General features: G+C 54.5%; 15 protein-coding genes and 6 tRNA genes. 13 read left to right on the top strand and 8 right to left on the bottom strand.

Annotated features, from left to right (window positions below):
- Positions 1-41 precede the first annotated feature (41 nt).
- Positions 42-117 (bottom strand) — tRNA-Ala (locus ACWKXN_RS06235).
- Positions 118-158: 41 nt separating this feature from the next.
- Positions 159-234 (bottom strand) — tRNA-Ala (locus ACWKXN_RS06230).
- A gap of 217 nt (positions 235-451) precedes the next feature.
- Between ACWKXN_RS06230 and ACWKXN_RS06225 the strand changes: the two genes are divergently transcribed.
- A complete protein-coding gene (locus ACWKXN_RS06225; protein ID WP_033146143.1) occupies positions 452-814 on the top strand; it encodes a YfeC-like transcriptional regulator in 363 nt (120 codons plus the stop codon).
- A gap of 1 nt (position 815) precedes the next feature.
- The gene (locus tag ACWKXN_RS06220; RefSeq protein WP_033146144.1) at positions 816-1,199 is read left to right on the top strand and encodes a YfeC-like transcriptional regulator; all 384 of its coding nucleotides are present in this window, start codon (positions 816-818) and stop codon (positions 1,197-1,199) included.
- 52 nt (positions 1,200-1,251) lie between these two features.
- Here ACWKXN_RS06220 and gltX read toward each other — a convergent pair whose 3' ends face one another.
- On the bottom strand, positions 1,252-2,667 hold the full coding sequence (gltX, locus tag ACWKXN_RS06215) for a glutamate--tRNA ligase (RefSeq protein ID WP_033146145.1): 1,416 nt from the start codon (positions 2,665-2,667) through the stop codon (positions 1,252-1,254).
- 258 nt (positions 2,668-2,925) lie between these two features.
- Between gltX and ACWKXN_RS06210 the strand changes: the two genes are divergently transcribed.
- The 5 genes from ACWKXN_RS06210 (at position 2,926) to ACWKXN_RS06190 (ending at position 3,830) form a co-directional block, all read left to right on the top strand.
- Positions 2,926-3,001, top strand: a tRNA-Val gene (locus ACWKXN_RS06210).
- Between the two features lie 41 nt (positions 3,002-3,042).
- A tRNA-Val gene (locus ACWKXN_RS06205) sits at positions 3,043-3,118 on the top strand.
- Positions 3,119-3,147: 29 nt separating this feature from the next.
- Positions 3,148-3,223: transfer RNA gene (locus ACWKXN_RS06200), tRNA-Val, on the top strand.
- Between the two features lie 4 nt (positions 3,224-3,227).
- Positions 3,228-3,303 (top strand) — tRNA-Lys (locus tag ACWKXN_RS06195).
- 188 nt (positions 3,304-3,491) lie between these two features.
- Positions 3,492-3,830 carry a FlxA-like family protein gene (locus ACWKXN_RS06190; RefSeq protein ID WP_039263694.1) on the top strand — a complete coding sequence of 113 codons (339 nt, stop codon included), beginning with the start codon at positions 3,492-3,494 and terminating at the stop codon, positions 3,828-3,830.
- Here the strand turns inward: ACWKXN_RS06190 and ACWKXN_RS06185 are convergent.
- Positions 3,827-4,762, bottom strand: coding sequence for a LysR family transcriptional regulator (locus tag ACWKXN_RS06185; RefSeq protein ID WP_033146568.1), 936 nt, complete (start codon positions 4,760-4,762; stop codon positions 3,827-3,829). The genes ACWKXN_RS06190 and ACWKXN_RS06185 overlap by 4 nt on opposite strands.
- Positions 4,763-4,851: 89 nt before the next feature.
- Here ACWKXN_RS06185 and ACWKXN_RS06180 point away from each other — a divergent pair, with 89 nt between their 5' ends.
- The gene (locus ACWKXN_RS06180; protein WP_033146147.1) at positions 4,852-5,847 is read left to right on the top strand and encodes a bile acid:sodium symporter family protein; all 996 of its coding nucleotides are present in this window, start codon (positions 4,852-4,854) and stop codon (positions 5,845-5,847) included.
- Here ACWKXN_RS06180 and ACWKXN_RS06175 read toward each other — a convergent pair.
- The 3 genes from ACWKXN_RS06175 to zipA all read right to left on the bottom strand — a co-directional run bounded on the left by ACWKXN_RS06175 (position 5,844) and on the right by zipA (position 9,129).
- On the bottom strand, positions 5,844-6,059 hold the full coding sequence (locus tag ACWKXN_RS06175) for a DUF3820 family protein (protein WP_003861328.1): 216 nt from the start codon (positions 6,057-6,059) through the stop codon (positions 5,844-5,846). The two genes, ACWKXN_RS06180 and ACWKXN_RS06175, sit on opposite strands and share 4 nt — an antisense overlap.
- Before the next feature lies 1 nt (position 6,060).
- Positions 6,061-8,076: an NAD-dependent DNA ligase LigA gene (ligA, locus tag ACWKXN_RS06170; RefSeq protein ID WP_454543485.1), complete on the bottom strand. Its 2,016-nt coding sequence runs from the start codon at positions 8,074-8,076 to the stop codon at positions 6,061-6,063.
- A gap of 69 nt (positions 8,077-8,145) precedes the next feature.
- Positions 8,146-9,129 (bottom strand): cell division protein ZipA, encoded by a 984-nt coding sequence (zipA, locus tag ACWKXN_RS06165; RefSeq protein ID WP_096150404.1) that lies wholly within the window; start codon positions 9,127-9,129, stop codon positions 8,146-8,148.
- Between the two features lie 230 nt (positions 9,130-9,359).
- Here zipA and cysZ point away from each other — a divergent pair, with 230 nt between their 5' ends.
- From cysZ to crr, 5 genes are all read left to right on the top strand, one after another.
- Entirely contained in the window at positions 9,360-10,121 is a 762-nt protein-coding gene (gene cysZ / locus ACWKXN_RS06160) for a sulfate transporter CysZ (RefSeq protein WP_454543484.1), read from the top strand.
- A gap of 163 nt (positions 10,122-10,284) precedes the next feature.
- On the top strand, positions 10,285-11,256 hold the full coding sequence (gene cysK, locus ACWKXN_RS06155) for a cysteine synthase A (protein WP_454543483.1): 972 nt from the start codon (positions 10,285-10,287) through the stop codon (positions 11,254-11,256).
- Positions 11,257-11,573: 317 nt separating this feature from the next.
- Positions 11,574-11,831, top strand: coding sequence for a phosphocarrier protein Hpr (gene ptsH / locus ACWKXN_RS06150; RefSeq protein WP_000487600.1), 258 nt, complete (start codon positions 11,574-11,576; stop codon positions 11,829-11,831).
- Between the two features lie 44 nt (positions 11,832-11,875).
- Positions 11,876-13,603, top strand: a complete 1,728-nt coding sequence (ptsI, locus tag ACWKXN_RS06145; protein ID WP_023332954.1) for a phosphoenolpyruvate-protein phosphotransferase PtsI — start codon at positions 11,876-11,878, stop codon at positions 13,601-13,603.
- A 40-nt stretch (positions 13,604-13,643) separates the two neighbouring features.
- Positions 13,644-14,153 (top strand): PTS glucose transporter subunit IIA, encoded by a 510-nt coding sequence (gene crr / locus ACWKXN_RS06140; RefSeq protein ID WP_003861316.1) that lies wholly within the window; start codon positions 13,644-13,646, stop codon positions 14,151-14,153.
- A gap of 44 nt (positions 14,154-14,197) precedes the next feature.
- Here the strand turns inward: crr and pdxK are convergent, their stop codons facing one another.
- Entirely contained in the window at positions 14,198-15,034 is an 837-nt protein-coding gene (gene pdxK / locus ACWKXN_RS06135) for a pyridoxine/pyridoxal/pyridoxamine kinase (protein ID WP_023332955.1), read from the bottom strand.
- Positions 15,035-15,039 lie beyond the last annotated feature (5 nt).

Here is a 15,039-nt window from a genome sequence, read left to right as displayed (position 1 = left end):
CATAAAAAAAACCCTCGTCTTTCGACGAGGGTTTACAATTTTGGTGGAGCTAAGCGGGATCGAACCGCTGACCTCTTGCATGCCATGCAAGCGCTCTCCCAGCTGAGCTATAGCCCCACATGTGACTTTACTGACCGCAATCTGTTGGGTTCAGAGTTTGGTGGAGCTAAGCGGGATCGAACCGCTGACCTCTTGCATGCCATGCAAGCGCTCTCCCAGCTGAGCTATAGCCCCATCGTAAAGCTGTCATGTTGACGGGCGGCATAATATGAATTCCACCGCGGAGTGTCAACGGCAAAATCAATCCCAGCCATTCAATCGCCGAAAAATCATGCAAATGAATCACTTTGCGAGCCTGCTCGCAGTCAGGAGTTAAGCCTGTCACGTTTTCACGTAAAACGGTGCTATAAAATGAGCCGTTAATTAACCCCACTGATATTCAGGAAATTGCATGATCAAGGAACGAATGACGCCAGAAGAGTTAGCCCTCCTCACTGGCTATAGCCGCCAGACCATCAATAAATGGGTACGCAAAGAGGGTTGGATTACATCACCAAAACCAGGCGTCCAGGGCGGGAAAGCTCGCCTCGTACATGTGAACGAAAAAGTCCGTGACTTTATCCGCAGCGCACGTCGGGCAACTGAAACGTCCGAACTGCCAGAAGGCGTCAGTCATGATAGTTCGCTTCACACGCTGCTCCTGACGCTGGCCAATGAAATGACGCCGGAAGAGCAGAAGCAGATGACATCGCTGTTAATGCGGGAAGGGATTACCGGATTGTTGCAACGTTTAGGAATTCGCGATCAGAACTGATATGAAAAAATTACGCAGCAAAATGACCACGGAAGAGCTGGCGGAGAGTTTGGGCGTTGCCAGACAAACGGTTAATCGCTGGATACGCCAGCAGGGATGGAAAACCGAAGGCCTCAACGGCGTGAAGGGTGGTCGCGCGCGGCTCATTCATATTGATGCGCGCGTGAAGGAACATATTATGAGCCTTCCGGCGATCCGTAACCGTCAGGCGGTTTACCATCTCGCTGAGGTCACCGCTTCATACAGTGAACCCTCTTCAAACCTGTCTCCGGGCATTATTGAGACGCTGGAGAGTATGACTCAGCCAGAGCAGAGGCGTCTGGACGCCTTATTGAAACGCGAAGGCATACACGGCTTTCTGACGCGGCTCGGTCTCACGGAATAAAAGGCATAAAAAAAACGGCAGGGTAACCTGCCGTTTTTTATCTGAGGCCTAATTACTGCTGATTTTCACGTTCAGCGATAAAGTCCAGCGCCTTGTTAATACGCGCTACGCTGCGTGACTTGCCGATGGCGTGAACCGTCACATCCAGTGCCGGAGACTGACCCGCCCCGGTCACCGCAACGCGCAATGGCATGCCGACTTTACCCATACCGACTTCCAGCTCGTCTGCCGTCGCCTGAATGGCGTGATGCACATTCTCAGCGGTCCACTCGGTAAGGGCCGCCAGCTTGTCGCGCACCACTTCCAGCGGCTGACGCGCAACCGGACGGAGGTGTTTCTTCGCGGCGTCCGCGTCGAACTCTTCAAACTCTTCATAGAAGTAGCGGCAGCTTTCGGCAATCTCTTTCAGCGTTTTGCAGCGCTCGCCGAGGAGTTTCACCAGGTCCGCCAGCTCAGGGCCAGTGCGGGTATCAATATTTGCCTGCTCAATATGCCACTGCAGATACGTCGCCACATATTCTGGCTGCATGGTGTTGATGTAGTGATGGTTCAGCCACAGGAGCTTGTCGGTATTAAAGGCGCTCGCTGATTTGCTTACAGAGCTCAGAGAGAATAGTTCGATCATCTCTTCGCGACTGAAGATCTCCTGGTCACCGTGGGCCCAGCCCAGACGCACCAGATAGTTCAGCAGTGCTTCCGGCAGATAACCGTCGTCGCGATACTGCATAACGCTTACCGCACCGTGACGTTTAGACAGTTTTTTCCCGTCATCGCCGTTGATCATGGAGACGTGCGCATAAACTGGCACAGGGGCGTTCAGCGCCTTCAGGATGTTGATCTGACGTGGCGTATTGTTGATATGGTCTTCACCACGGACAACGTGAGTAATTTCCATATCCCAGTCGTCAACCACAACGCAGAAGTTGTAGGTTGGAGAACCGTCGGTACGACGGATGATCAGATCGTCCAGCTCCTGGTTGCTGAATTCAATTGGGCCACGGATCTGGTCGTCAAAGATCACCGAGCCCTCTTGCGGGTTAGCAAAACGCACCACGCAAGGCTCATCTGCAGCATGCTCGCTATGGTCGTGGCGGCAGCGGCCGTCATAACGCGGCTTTTCACCGTTCGCCATCTGCGCTTCACGCAGTTCATCCAGACGCTCTTTAGAGCAGTAGCACTTATACGCCGTGCCCGCGACCAGCATCTCATCAATGACAGCGTTATAGCGGTCAAAGCGTTTGGTCTGGAAGTAAGGACCTTCATCCCATTCCAGATTCAGCCAGTTCATCCCATCCATAATGGCTTCAATTGCTTCCGGCGTGGAGCGCTCAAGATCGGTGTCTTCAATACGCAGCACGAACTCACCTTTGTTGTGGCGTGCGAAAAGCCAGGAATAGAGAGCGGTACGTGCACCACCGACGTGCAGATAGCCTGTCGGGCTCGGCGCGAAGCGAGTTTTGATTTTCATGAAATGGCCTTACGTTATAAAGATGCCGGCAATCGGCAAATCCTGGGGAAAAAACGATGGGCAATATTCTATCACTGTGGGGGGATTCCTCAATGTTGATCCCTTTATCGTGACCGAGTTTGCGATTTTTGTTTAGAAATCATGCGTCATTGCCCGTTTCGCGATCGTTTTGTTTAATTTTACGACGAACGAATAAAAACTTTAGAAAATGCGTTGACTCATTTTCAACTCTCCCTATAATGCGACTCCACACAGCGGGGGTGATTAGCTCAGTTGGTAGAGCATCTCCTTTACACGGAGGGGGTCGGCGGTTCGAGCCCGTCATCACCCACCATCTACTTCGGTAGGCCCGCAGTGTAGATAAGAATTGAGATTGGGCGATTAGCTCAGTTGGTAGAGCATCTCCTTTACACGGAGGGGGTCGGCGGTTCGAGCCCGTCATCGCCCACCATTCTCACCTTATCGCACCAGTTCCGAAATGGGCGATTAGCTCAGTTGGTAGAGCATCTCCTTTACACGGAGGGGGTCGGCGGTTCGAGCCCGTCATCGCCCACCATTTCGGGTCGTTAGCTCAGTTGGTAGAGCAGTTGACTTTTAATCAATTGGTCGCAGGTTCGAATCCTGCACGACCCACCAATGTAGAAAGGCGCCCTAAAGGCGCCTTTTTGCTATCTGCAGTTTGTCTACTTCCGCCTTCCAGTACACTTTCACCGCATCATCAATACTGATTGTGTATCGATGTAACTCCCTGCCAGATATGGCAGTTTTGCTCAAGCTAATCCCGTTAGTGCCGATACCTCTGTTTTATAACGCGAGGAAAAAGTATGACGACCATTCAGGCTTCAACCCAACAGATTCAAACCAGCGGCGCGAGTGGAACTTCCAGCAGCAACGATATCGCTACGCAAATCACCCGCATTCTCGACAAGATCAAAAAGCTGACTCAGCAGTTAAAAGAGCTGGCGAACAGCCCCATCAGCACCGATGAGAAGAAGAAGCAGCAGGAACTTATTCAGACCCAGCTCAAAGTGCTGCAGGCACAGCTCGCCGCGCTGCAGCGCCAGCAGGCCGAAGAAGCCCAGAAGAAGCAGGATCAAAAGCTGGGCAAAGTGGAAGGTGTAAATAACCCTTCAGACAATAATCAGATTGATATCTACATCTAATCTTCTGATGCGTTAAACAGTGGGTCGCGTATGCGGGCTTCGGTTAATCGTTGTGCCTGGATACGCACCACTTCCCAGATAGCCTGCGCCGCCCCCGAGAGTGAGCGATTTTTTCGCCGCACCAGCATCAGCTTTCGCTCAACAACGGGCGTTAATCGCTTGACGGCCAGCCGGCTTCCCTGCGGCAGGGGAAGCGCCAGGGCGGGCAACACGCTGATGCCAATGCCGGCTTCTACCATGGGAAAAAGCGTCGCCGGGTGACCAATCTCCTGCACGATCGTTGCCTTTACGCCCTGATTCACCAGCGCGGAATCAATCAGCGGACGGCTGCCCGAGGCATAATCCTGTAAAACCAGGTTCGCGCCCGTCAGGGACTGCCAGCTGACTTCCGGCAACGTAGCCAGCGGGTCGTCGTCACGGCAGAGCAACAAAAAGGGCTCGGAAAGTACGCTTTCACACGCCAGATCGCTCGCCTGGCCGGGATCGATAACGATACCAAAATCCACATCACCCTGACGGATGCTCTCCAGCACCCACTGCTGCGGCCTGTCATGCAGGACAAAATCAATGTCCGGGTAGCGGTGGCTTCCCTCGGCAATACACTGAGGGATAAGGTGCGCAGAGATTGTCTGGCTGGCCGCGACGCGCACGGTCCCCGAAAGCTGCTGCCCCAGCCTCCCCACGTCTCTGAGCGTGCTGTTTAGCTCATCCAGCAGCCGTTCGAGGCGCAGGGCCAGCTGCTGCCCTGCTTCGGTCAACACCACTTCGCGCGTGGTTCGGTCAAGCAACTTCACCCCGGTCTGATTCTCCAGCTCTTTCACGCTGTGGCTGACCGCCGACTGGCTCAGGCCAATCATCTCCCCTGCCCGGCTAAAGCTGCGGGCGTGAGCGACGGTGACGAAAATACGAAGCTGGCGTAAGGAGTAATTCATCTGTTTCATTCATGAATGGATGCAATAAATCAATTTTATTTCTCAAATGGAAAAAAGCACAATAGCGACATCTGTTTTCAGGAGTCATTATGAAACTATTTCGTATTGTTGATCCGTTTACGCTCACCCTGGTGGTTACCGTTTTACTGGCCTCGTTCTTCCCCGCCCGCGGGGGCTTCGTCCCGTTTTTTGAAGGGCTGACGACGGCCGCCATCGCACTGCTGTTCTTTATGCACGGCGCAAAGCTCTCGCGCGAAGCGATTATTGCCGGCGGTAGCCACTGGCGGCTGCATCTCTGGGTGATGTGCAGCACCTTCATTCTGTTCCCAATCCTCGGAGTGCTGTTTGCCTGGTGGGCGCCGGTTAACGTCGACCCGGCGCTCTACACCGGTTTCCTGTATCTCTGTATTCTGCCGGCTACCGTACAGTCCGCCATTGCCTTTACCTCTCTCGCCGGAGGGAACGTTGCGGCCGCGGTCTGCTCGGCATCGGCATCCAGCCTGTTAGGGATTTTCGTTTCCCCGCTGCTGGTGGGCCTGCTGATGAACATGCACGGCGCGGAAGGCAATCTCGAGCAGGTTGGAAAAATTTGCCTGCAGCTGCTGCTGCCGTTTGTCCTGGGGCATCTATCCCGTCCATGGACCGGGGCGTTCGTGGCTAAGCACAAGAAATGGATCTCAAAAACCGACCAGTCGTCGATTCTGCTGGTGGTCTATTCCGCCTTCAGTGAAGCAGTTGTGAACGGGATCTGGCATAAGGTGGGCGCAGGTTCGCTGCTGTTTATCGTGGTGGTCAGCATCGTCCTGCTGGCGATTGTGATTGCGGTAAACGTCTTTGTGGCACGCAGGTGCGGCTTCAGCAAAGCGGATGAAATCACCATTGTGTTCTGCGGTTCGAAAAAGAGCCTGGCTAACGGTATCCCGATGGCCAATATTCTGTTCCCGACCTCGGTGATTGGGATGATGGTGCTGCCGCTGATGATTTTCCACCAGATCCAGCTGATGGTCTGCGCGGTGCTGGCGCGTCGCTACAAGCGTCAGACCGAAAAGCTGGCGCAGGAAGAGACCCGCGCCGCGAAGGCTTAAGGACGTTTCAGGGGCTGAACCAGCTGGGTCAGCCCCTCGGTTTTGATCAGTAACGTGATAGCCATCAGCTCGCCCAGTCGCCCTGCCGGGAATTCATCCTTACGGGCAAACCACAGCAGATACTCCTCCGGCAAATCGATCAGCCTGCGGCCCTTGTATTTACCGAACGGCATCTCCGTATTGGCTATTTCAACGAGCTGTTCTTTCTCCACGTTACTCTCCTAACAGACGCATCATTTCCGCTTCGTCGATAACCTCAATGCCGAGCTCCTGGGCTTTCGCCAGCTTTGAACCCGCCGCTTCCCCGGCGATCACCAGGTCGGTTTTCTTCGACACGCTGCCAGCCACTTTGGCCCCCAGCGCCACCAGGCGCGCTTTCGCATCGTCGCGTGAAAGCTGGCTCAGGCTGCCGGTCAGGACTACCGTTTTACCGGCGAACGGGCTGTCGATCTCTTCGGCGTTAACCACCACCGGCGCGGGCCACCTGATGCCCTCTTCAAGCAGCTTGCCGATAACTTCACGGTTGCTCTCTTCGGCGAAGAAGTTAAAGACGTGCGTGGCGACCACAATGCCTACGTCAGGGACTTTCTGCAGCTCGTCGATGCTAGCCTTTTCCAGCGCCTCCAGCGTACCAAAGTACGCCGCCAGGCCCGCTGCCGTCGCCTCACCCACTTCACGAATGCCCAGCGCGTACAGGAAGCGGGCAAAGGTCGTCTCTTTGGCGGCTTCCAGCGCGTTAACCGCATTCTGGGCTGACTTTGGCCCCATGCGATCCAGACCGGTCAGTTTACCTGCCGTCAGCCTGAAGAGATCCGCTGGCGTATGGACATACTCTTTCTCAACCAGCTGATCGATAATCTTGTCGCCCATGCCGTCGACATCCATCGCCCGACGGGAGACGAAGTGCTTCAGCGACTCTTTACGCTGCGCACCACAGATTAAGCCCCCAGTACAGCGCGCCACCGCTTCACCTTCCACACGCTCAACGTCGGAGCCGCACACCGGGCAGTGGGTCGGGAAGACGATCTCGCGCGTATCGGCAGAACGTTCCGACTCCACGACGTTAACCACCTGCGGGATAACGTCGCCCGCGCGGCGAATCACCACTTTGTCACCAATGCGCAGGCCGAGGCGTTCGATTTCATCGGCGTTATGCAACGTGGCATTACTCACCAGCACGCCCGCAACCTGCACGGGCTCCAGACGGGCGACCGGGGTAATCGCCCCCGTACGGCCAACCTGGAACTCCACATCGCGAACGACGGTCATCTGCTCCTGAGCAGGGAACTTAAACGCCACCGCCCAGCGCGGCGCGCGCGCCACAAAGCCTAGCTGCTCCTGCAGCGCCAGTGAATTCACCTTGATGACGACGCCATCAATATCAAAACCGAGCGTCGGACGGTCATCTTCCACCTTGTGGTAGAACGCCAGCACCGCTTCCGGCGAGTCGCAGAGCTGAACGCGGTTGCTCACCGGCAGGCCCCACGCTTTAAACTGCAGCAGGCGTCCGAGGTGCGTATCCGGCAGCTCGCCGCCCTCCAGAATACCGACGCCGTAGCAGAAGAAAGTAAGCGGTCGCTTCGCGGTAATACGCGGGTCAAGCTGGCGCAGAGAGCCTGCCGCCGCATTACGCGGGTTAGCAAACACCTTCCCGCCGGTGCGACGCGCCTCGTCGTTAATTTTCTCGAAGCCCGCCTGGGGCAGGAACACCTCGCCGCGCACTTCCAGACGCGCGGGAATGTTGTCACCCTGCAGCTTCAGCGGGATCGCGCGGATGGTACGCACGTTGGTGGTGATGTCTTCGCCCGTCGTACCGTCGCCACGCGTTGCGGCACGCACCAGCACGCCGTTTTCATAGAGAAGACTGACCGCCAGGCCATCCAGCTTGAGCTCGCAGCACCAGGTGAGGGAGTCGCTGCTTTTCAGGCGATCCTGCACGCGCTTGTTAAACGCGAGGAAGCTCTCTTCATCGAAGACGTTATCCAGCGACAGCATCGGCACCTCATGGCGCACCTGGCTGAAAGCGCCCAGCGGCTCAGCGCCGACGCGCTGGGTAGGGGAATCCGGCGTGATAAGCTCCGGATGCTGCGCCTCTAATTCGCGCAGCTCGCGCATCAGGCGGTCATATTCCGCATCCGGGACTTCCGGCGCGTCCATAACATGATAGAGGTATTCATGATGGCGAAGCGTGGTTCGCAGTTCAGTGAGTTGTTGTTCGATTGAGTCCATATCGCACCATCAATGAGAAAAAACCCCCGACAGGCGGGGGTTGAGGAGGAGTTGAAGTAAACGCGACGATTACGCGTTAGCTTCCTTAACTTCGCGGATGCGGTCCTGATACTCGCGCAGCTTCTGCGGGGTCATCATTCGACGCTGATCGTCGAGCACCACGCCGCCGACTTCGTCAGCGATGTGCTGAGCGGACTGCAGCATCAGCTTAAAGTTTTGCAGTTCGTCGCCGTAAGAAGGCACCTGCATAAAGATAGTGACGCCCGGGGTCACGAAATCACCGGTCATTTCCGGATCAAAGGTGCCAGGGTTAACCATGTTGGCCAGGCTGAACAGCGCCGGACCGCTACCGTCAGGGCTCAGATGGCGATGGAAAATGTTCATATCGCCAAACTTGAATCCTGCCTGTTGAATACTGTTGAGCAGCACGTCACCGTTAAGATGGCTGCCGTGATGCGCGGCCACGTTCATGATGATCACCGCTTCTTTACGCTGCGGTTTTTCAACAACCGGCTCTGGTTCTACAACGGGCTCAGGCTCAACGTGTGGAGCCGGAGCAGGCTGAGACGCAGGCTGTACGTGAACAGGCTGCTGCGGTTGTTGTACCGGCTGAGCAGGCTGTTGCTGCACGGGCTGCTGCACCGGTTGCTGTTGAACCGGCTGTGGCGCAGCAGGCTGCTGATAGACAGGCTGTTGCGGCGGCTGGCGCACCGGTTCTTCCACAGGCTGCGGCGCTGGCTGGCGCGGCTGTGCAGAAGCATACGGCGGTTGATACTGGTGCTGCGAAGGACGAGGCGCTTCATGCTCCCCATGGCCTGCGCCGGGCGCAGTATTGACCCGATGAACACGAACTTCACCCACGCCGTCGTCATCGCTGCCGTCGATGTCATCTTCACTGTCATCGTCGTCACGACTGGACTTCATGCGCTTCAGTGGGCGATCGCGAAACATCGAGGAACGCTCTTTACGGCTGGTCCAGAAACCATGTACCAGTAAAGCGATTATGGCGATCGCGCCAACAATGATTAATATCAGACGCAAATCCTGCATCATTATATTCTCTGTTGTTCTAACACCTTGCCACCACGGCAAACATTTACTCACTAAGAGTATTTGCCGTTTACGTCAAGTGCAAGTGTGTGCAGAGCATTCACAGCATAAAGATGAAGGAAATCGTGCTTTTTGCTGGTTTTTCGAACATTTCCGAACTGGTCATTGCTCCGTAAGTGGATAATATAGGCGGGCAATTCCACTGGTTGTGTAAAAAGGAGTACAGCCTGGCTATGGTTTCAACATCTTCTTCTCCCCCGCGAAGCGGCGTCTGGTATTTTTCTCAGGGCTGGAAACTGGTCTCCCTGCCGGGGATTCGACGCTTCGTGATTCTGCCGTTGTTGATCAACATTATTCTGATGGGCGGCGCGTTCTGGTGGCTATTCACAAAGCTGGAGAGCTGGATCCCGTTGCTGATGAGTTACGTTCCGGACTGGCTGCAGTGGCTTAACTACCTGCTCTGGCCGGTGGCGGTGATCTCCGTGCTGCTGGTGTTTGGATACTTCTTTTCGACGATTGCCAACTGGATAGCCGCACCGTTTAACGGTCTGCTGGCGGAACAGCTGGAAGCGCGGCTTACCGGTGCGACGCCACCGGACACGGGCGTGCTGGGGATCATGAAAGACCTGCCACGCATCATGAAGCGCGAGTGGCAGAAGTTTGCCTGGTACCTGCCCCGCGCGGTCGTGCTGCTTATCCTCTATTTTGTGCCAGGCATTGGCCAGACGGTGGCGCCGGTGCTGTGGTTCCTGTTCAGCGCCTGGATGCTGGCCATCCAGTACTGCGACTATCCGTTCGATAACCACAAGGTGCCGTTTAAAGAGATGCGCACTGCCCTGCGAAGCCAGAAGGTCGCCAACATGCAGTTTGGCGCGCTGACCAGCCTGTTCACCATGATTCCCTTCCTGAATCTGTTCATCATGCCCGTCGCCGTCTGCGGCGCGACGGCGATGTGGGTCGACTGCTACCGTGCTAAGCACGCGTTATGGAAATAATGCAAAAATGTGTAAAGCAGGGGTGGCTTATGCCGCCCCTTATTCCATACTGATCCCCATTATTTCCTTGCAGTATATAGATATGCGAATTCCTTACTTCCCCCTACCTGCTCAACAGGTATGCTGGGTCGGTATCCCAATTTCATACAGTTAAGGACAGGCCATGAGTAAGATTTATGAAGACAACTCGCTGACTATCGGTCATACGCCCCTGGTTCGACTGAACCGTATCGGTAATGGACGCATTCTGGCGAAGGTCGAATCACGTAACCCGAGCTTCAGCGTAAAATGCCGTATCGGTGCAAACATGATTTGGGATGCTGAAAAACGTGGCGTACTGAAGCCTGGCGTTGAGCTGGTGGAACCGACCAGCGGTAACACCGGTATCGCTCTGGCCTATGTGGCCGCCGCGCGTGGCTACAAGCTGACGCTGACCATGCCAGAAACCATGAGCATTGAGCGTCGTAAGCTGCTCAAAGCGCTGGGCGCGAACCTGGTGCTGACCGAAGGCGTGAAGGGCATGAAGGGCGCCATTCAGAAAGCTGAAGAGATTGTGGCCAGCGATCCGGCGAAATATCTGCTGCTGCAGCAGTTCAGCAACCCGGCTAACCCGGAAATTCACGAGAAGACCACCGGTCCGGAAATCTGGGAAGATACCGACGGCCAGGTTGACGTCTTTATCTCCGGCGTAGGTACCGGCGGTACGCTGACCGGCGTGTCACGCTATATTAAAGGCACAAAGGGTAAAAAAGACCTGATCACCGTTGCCGTTGAGCCAACTGACTCACCGGTTATCACCCAGGCACTGGCGGGTGAAGAGCTTAAGCCAGGCCCGCATAAAATTCAGGGTATTGGCGCAGGCTTCATTCCGGGCAACCTGGATCTGAAGCTGATCGATAAAGTGGTGACTATCACTAACGAAGAAGCCATTTCTACCGCGCGTCGCCTGATGGATGAAGAAGGCATTCTGGCGGGTATCTCTTCCGGTGCAGCCGTTGCGGCAGCGCTCAAGCTTCAGGAAGATGAAGCCTTTACCAACAAGAATATTGTGGTTATCCTTCCTTCTTCGGGCGAGCGTTACTTGAGCACCGCACTGTTTGCCGATCTGTTTACCGAAAAAGAACTGCAACAGTAGTGCCAGCATGTTAATAACGCGTAAAAAAGCACCTTTTCAGGTGCTTTTTTGTGGCCTGCTTCAAACTTTTGCCCCTCCTGGCATTGCTTCACCCCGTTGGGTCTGGTATTTAAACCAGCAATTATTTTGATGCGTGAAATTAATCGGTGAATGAAATAGCCTTGCTGAATCGATTTTATGATTTGGTTCAAGTCTTGCTTTCGCTGCATAATGTTTAATGACGATCGAAACGTCAGCGCTAACAATACAGGCTAAAGTTCAGTCGCCAGGCTAGACTTTAGTTCCACAACACTAAACCTATAAGTTGGGGAAATACAATGTTCCAGCAAGAAGTTACCATTACCGCTCCGAACGGTCTGCACACCCGCCCTGCTGCTCAGTTTGTTAAAGAAGCAAAAGGCTTCACTTCTGAAATCACTGTGACTTCCAACGGCAAAAGCGCGAGCGCAAAAAGCCTGTTCAAACTGCAGACTCTGGGCCTGACTCAGGGCACCGTTGTCACCATCTCTGCAGAAGGTGAAGACGAGCAGAAAGCAGTTGAGCATCTGGTAAAACTGATGGCTGAGCTCGAGTAAGTTTCCGGGTTCTTTTAAATATCAGTCACAAGTAAGGTAGGGTTATGATTTCAGGCATTTTAGCATCCCCGGGTATCGCTTTCGGCAAAGCACTGCTGCTGAAAGAAGACGAGATCGTCATCGACCGGAAAAAAATTTCTGCCGACAAGGTTGATCAGGAAGTTGAACGTTTTCTGAGCGGTCGTGCCAAGGCATCTGCGCAACTGGAAGCAATCAAAACTAAAGCTGGCGAAACTTTCGGTGAAGAAAAAGAAGCCATCTTCGAAGGGCACATCATGCTGCTCGAAGATGAGGAGCTGGAGCAGGAAATCATAGCCCTGATTAAAGATAAAGGCATGACGGCCGACGCGGCTGCGCATGAAGTTATCGAAGGTCAGGCAACTGCCCTGGAAGAACTGGATGATGAATACCTGAAAGAGCGTGCGGCTGACGTACGTGACATCGGTAAGCGCCTGCTGCGCAACATTCTGGGTCTGGCCATTATCGACCTGAGCGCGATTCAGGATGAAGTGATCCTGGTTGCCGCTGACCTCACCCCGTCTGAAACTGCACAGCTGAACCTGAAAAAGGTCCTCGGTTTCATCACCGACGCGGGTGGCCGTACCTCGCACACCTCTATCATGGCGCGCTCTCTGGAACTGCCTGCCATCGTGGGTACCGGTAGCGTCACCTCTCAGGTGAAAAACGGCGACTATCTGATTCTGGATGCCGTAAACAATCTGGTTTACGTCAACCCAACCAATGAAGAGATCGATAAACTGCGCGCGGTTCAGGAGCAGGTTGCGACTGAAAAAGCTGAACTCGCTAAGCTGAAAGACCTGCCAGCCATCACCCTGGACGGCCATCAGGTAGAAGTGTGCGCAAACATCGGTACCGTCCGCGACGTTGATGGCGCTGAGCGCAACGGTGCGGAAGGCGTAGGTCTCTATCGTACAGAATTCCTGTTCATGGACCGCGACGCGCTGCCAACGGAAGAAGAGCAGTTTGCTGCCTATAAAGCCGTGGCTGAAGCGTGTGGTTCTCAGGCGGTTATCGTCCGTACCATGGACATCGGCGGCGACAAAGAGCTGCCGTACATGAACTTCCCGAAAGAAGAGAACCCGTTCCTGGGCTGGCGTGCAATCCGTATCGCGATGGATCGTAAAGAGATCCTGCGTGACCAGGTTCGCGCGATCCTGCGTGCCTCTGCTTTCGGTAAACTGCGCATCATGTTCCCGATGATCATCTCTGTTGAAGAAGTGCGTGCACTGAAGAAAGAGATCGAAATCTACAAACAGGAACTGCGCGACGAAGGTAAAGCGTTTGACGAGTCAATCGAGATCGGCGTAATGGTGGAAACACCTGCGGCGGCGACCATTGCGCGTCATTTAGCCAAAGAAGTTGATTTCTTTAGTATCGGCACCAATGATTTAACGCAGTACACCCTGGCAGTTGACCGTGGTAATGATATGATTTCACATCTCTACCAGCCAATGTCACCGTCCGTACTGAACTTGATCAAGCAAGTTATTGATGCTTCTCATGCAGAAGGTAAATGGACTGGCATGTGTGGTGAGCTTGCAGGCGACGAACGTGCTACACTTCTGTTGCTGGGTATGGGTCTGGACGAATTCTCTATGAGCGCCATTTCCATCCCGCGCATTAAGAAGATTATCCGTAACACGAACTTCGAAGATGCGAAGGTGTTAGCAGAGCAGGCTCTTGCTCAACCGACAACGGACGAGTTAATGACGCTGGTTAACAAGTTCATTGAAGAAAAAACAATCTGCTAATCCACGAGATGCGGCCCAAATTACTGCTTAGGAGAAGATCATGGGTTTGTTCGATAAACTGAAATCTCTGGTTTCTGATGATAAGAAAGACTCCGGAACTATTGAGATTGTTGCTCCGCTCTCCGGCGAGATCGTCAACATCGAAGACGTGCCGGATGTAGTGTTTGCTGAGAAAATCGTTGGTGATGGCATTGCTATCAAACCAACTGGCAACAAAATGGTTGCTCCAGTTGACGGCACCATCGGTAAAATTTTTGAAACCAACCATGCGTTCTCTATCGAATCTGATAGCGGTATCGAACTGTTCGTTCACTTCGGTATCGACACCGTTGAACTGAAAGGCGAAGGCTTCAAACGTATCGCGGAAGAAGGCCAGCGTGTTAAAGTTGGCGACCCGGTAATTGAATTCGATCTGCCACTGCTGGAAGAAAAAGCCAAGTCTACCCTGACGCCGGTTGTTATCTCCAACATGGACGAAATCAAAGAACTGATCAAACTGTCTGGCAGCGTCACCGTGGGTGAAACCCCGGTTATCCGCATCAAGAAGTAATTCTTGCCGCACAGAAAAATGGCGCCTTCGGGCGCCATTTTTGTTTATGCCGGTAGGATAAGCTCGTCGTAGCCTTTCGACTGGGTATAAAGCATCACATCAGTCACCCGATCGCCGGCCATGCGAATGGCATCAGCAACGGTTTTCCCCTCAACAATTCCGCTCACCAGCTCTGAACAGAACAGGTCGCCCGTCCCTTTCAGATCGGTTTCTACGCGCGGATGCGCGCTGACGGTCACGCCTTCATTCGTCACCAGCACCACGTGGATGTTTTCCGGGTCATCGGCCACCGGCGCGCTGGTGATAGCCACCCATTTCAGGCTATCGGAGAGCAGTCCCTGCGCAGCCGCGATGGCGCTTTCCGGCGTACGGCACGGTTTGCCGCTTAACACCTCCAGCTCATAGACGTTTGGTGTGATCCCCTGCGCCAGCGGCAGCAGGTGTTCCCGATATGCCTGCGGGATCTCGGGCTTGACGTACATACCGCTGTCGATATCGCCGATAACCGGGTCGACCAGCACCAGCAGGTCAGGATGCTGCGCTTTGACCGCCTTCAGCCATTGAGCCAGCAGGACGATCTGGCTGGCGCTGCCCATATAGCCGGTGGTGACCGCTTTAAGCTCGCGCAGGATCTCGCGCTCTTCCAGTGCCTTAAGATAGCCGCTGAACCACTCGTCGGGGATCACCCCACCATAAAACGTGTCGTAATGCGGCGTGTTGCTAAACAGAACCGTCGGCACGGCGGTAACGTTCAGCCTGTGGGTACGAATATTCGGTACCGCAATGCTGTTCCCCACGCTGCCGTAAACCACCTGCGACTGCACGGCGACAATGTCGGTTTGCTGCGCCCGGGTGTTATCCCGGAATAGAATCATCTCCATGACGC

Source organism: Enterobacter sp. UPMP2060, from assembly GCF_053709655.1.
The sequence above is the reverse complement of the archived record's forward strand: the minus strand, read 5'-3'. Positions and strand labels throughout refer to the sequence as shown.

What these genes read in the sequence shown, in the direction of transcription:
- ACWKXN_RS06225 (WP_033146143.1), top strand. Translation starts at nt 452, where the DNA reads ATGATCAAGGAACGAATGACGCCAGAAGAGTTAGCCCTCCTCACTGGC.
- ACWKXN_RS06220 (WP_033146144.1), top strand. Translation starts at nt 816, where the DNA reads ATGAAAAAATTACGCAGCAAAATGACCACGGAAGAGCTGGCGGAGAGT.
- gltX (WP_033146145.1), bottom strand. Translation starts at nt 2,667, where the DNA reads ATGAAAATCAAAACTCGCTTCGCGCCGAGCCCGACAGGCTATCTGCAC.
- ACWKXN_RS06190 (WP_039263694.1), top strand. Translation starts at nt 3,492, where the DNA reads ATGACGACCATTCAGGCTTCAACCCAACAGATTCAAACCAGCGGCGCG.
- ACWKXN_RS06185 (WP_033146568.1), bottom strand. Translation starts at nt 4,762, where the DNA reads ATGAATTACTCCTTACGCCAGCTTCGTATTTTCGTCACCGTCGCTCAC.
- ACWKXN_RS06180 (WP_033146147.1), top strand. Translation starts at nt 4,852, where the DNA reads ATGAAACTATTTCGTATTGTTGATCCGTTTACGCTCACCCTGGTGGTT.
- ligA (WP_454543485.1), bottom strand. Translation starts at nt 8,076, where the DNA reads ATGGACTCAATCGAACAACAACTCACTGAACTGCGAACCACGCTTCGC.
- zipA (WP_096150404.1), bottom strand. Translation starts at nt 9,129, where the DNA reads ATGATGCAGGATTTGCGTCTGATATTAATCATTGTTGGCGCGATCGCC.
- cysZ (WP_454543484.1), top strand. Translation starts at nt 9,360, where the DNA reads ATGGTTTCAACATCTTCTTCTCCCCCGCGAAGCGGCGTCTGGTATTTT.
- cysK (WP_454543483.1), top strand. Translation starts at nt 10,285, where the DNA reads ATGAGTAAGATTTATGAAGACAACTCGCTGACTATCGGTCATACGCCC.
- ptsH (WP_000487600.1), top strand. Translation starts at nt 11,574, where the DNA reads ATGTTCCAGCAAGAAGTTACCATTACCGCTCCGAACGGTCTGCACACC.
- ptsI (WP_023332954.1), top strand. Translation starts at nt 11,876, where the DNA reads ATGATTTCAGGCATTTTAGCATCCCCGGGTATCGCTTTCGGCAAAGCA.
- crr (WP_003861316.1), top strand. Translation starts at nt 13,644, where the DNA reads ATGGGTTTGTTCGATAAACTGAAATCTCTGGTTTCTGATGATAAGAAA.
- pdxK (WP_023332955.1), bottom strand. Translation starts at nt 15,034, where the DNA reads ATGGAGATGATTCTATTCCGGGATAACACCCGGGCGCAGCAAACCGAC.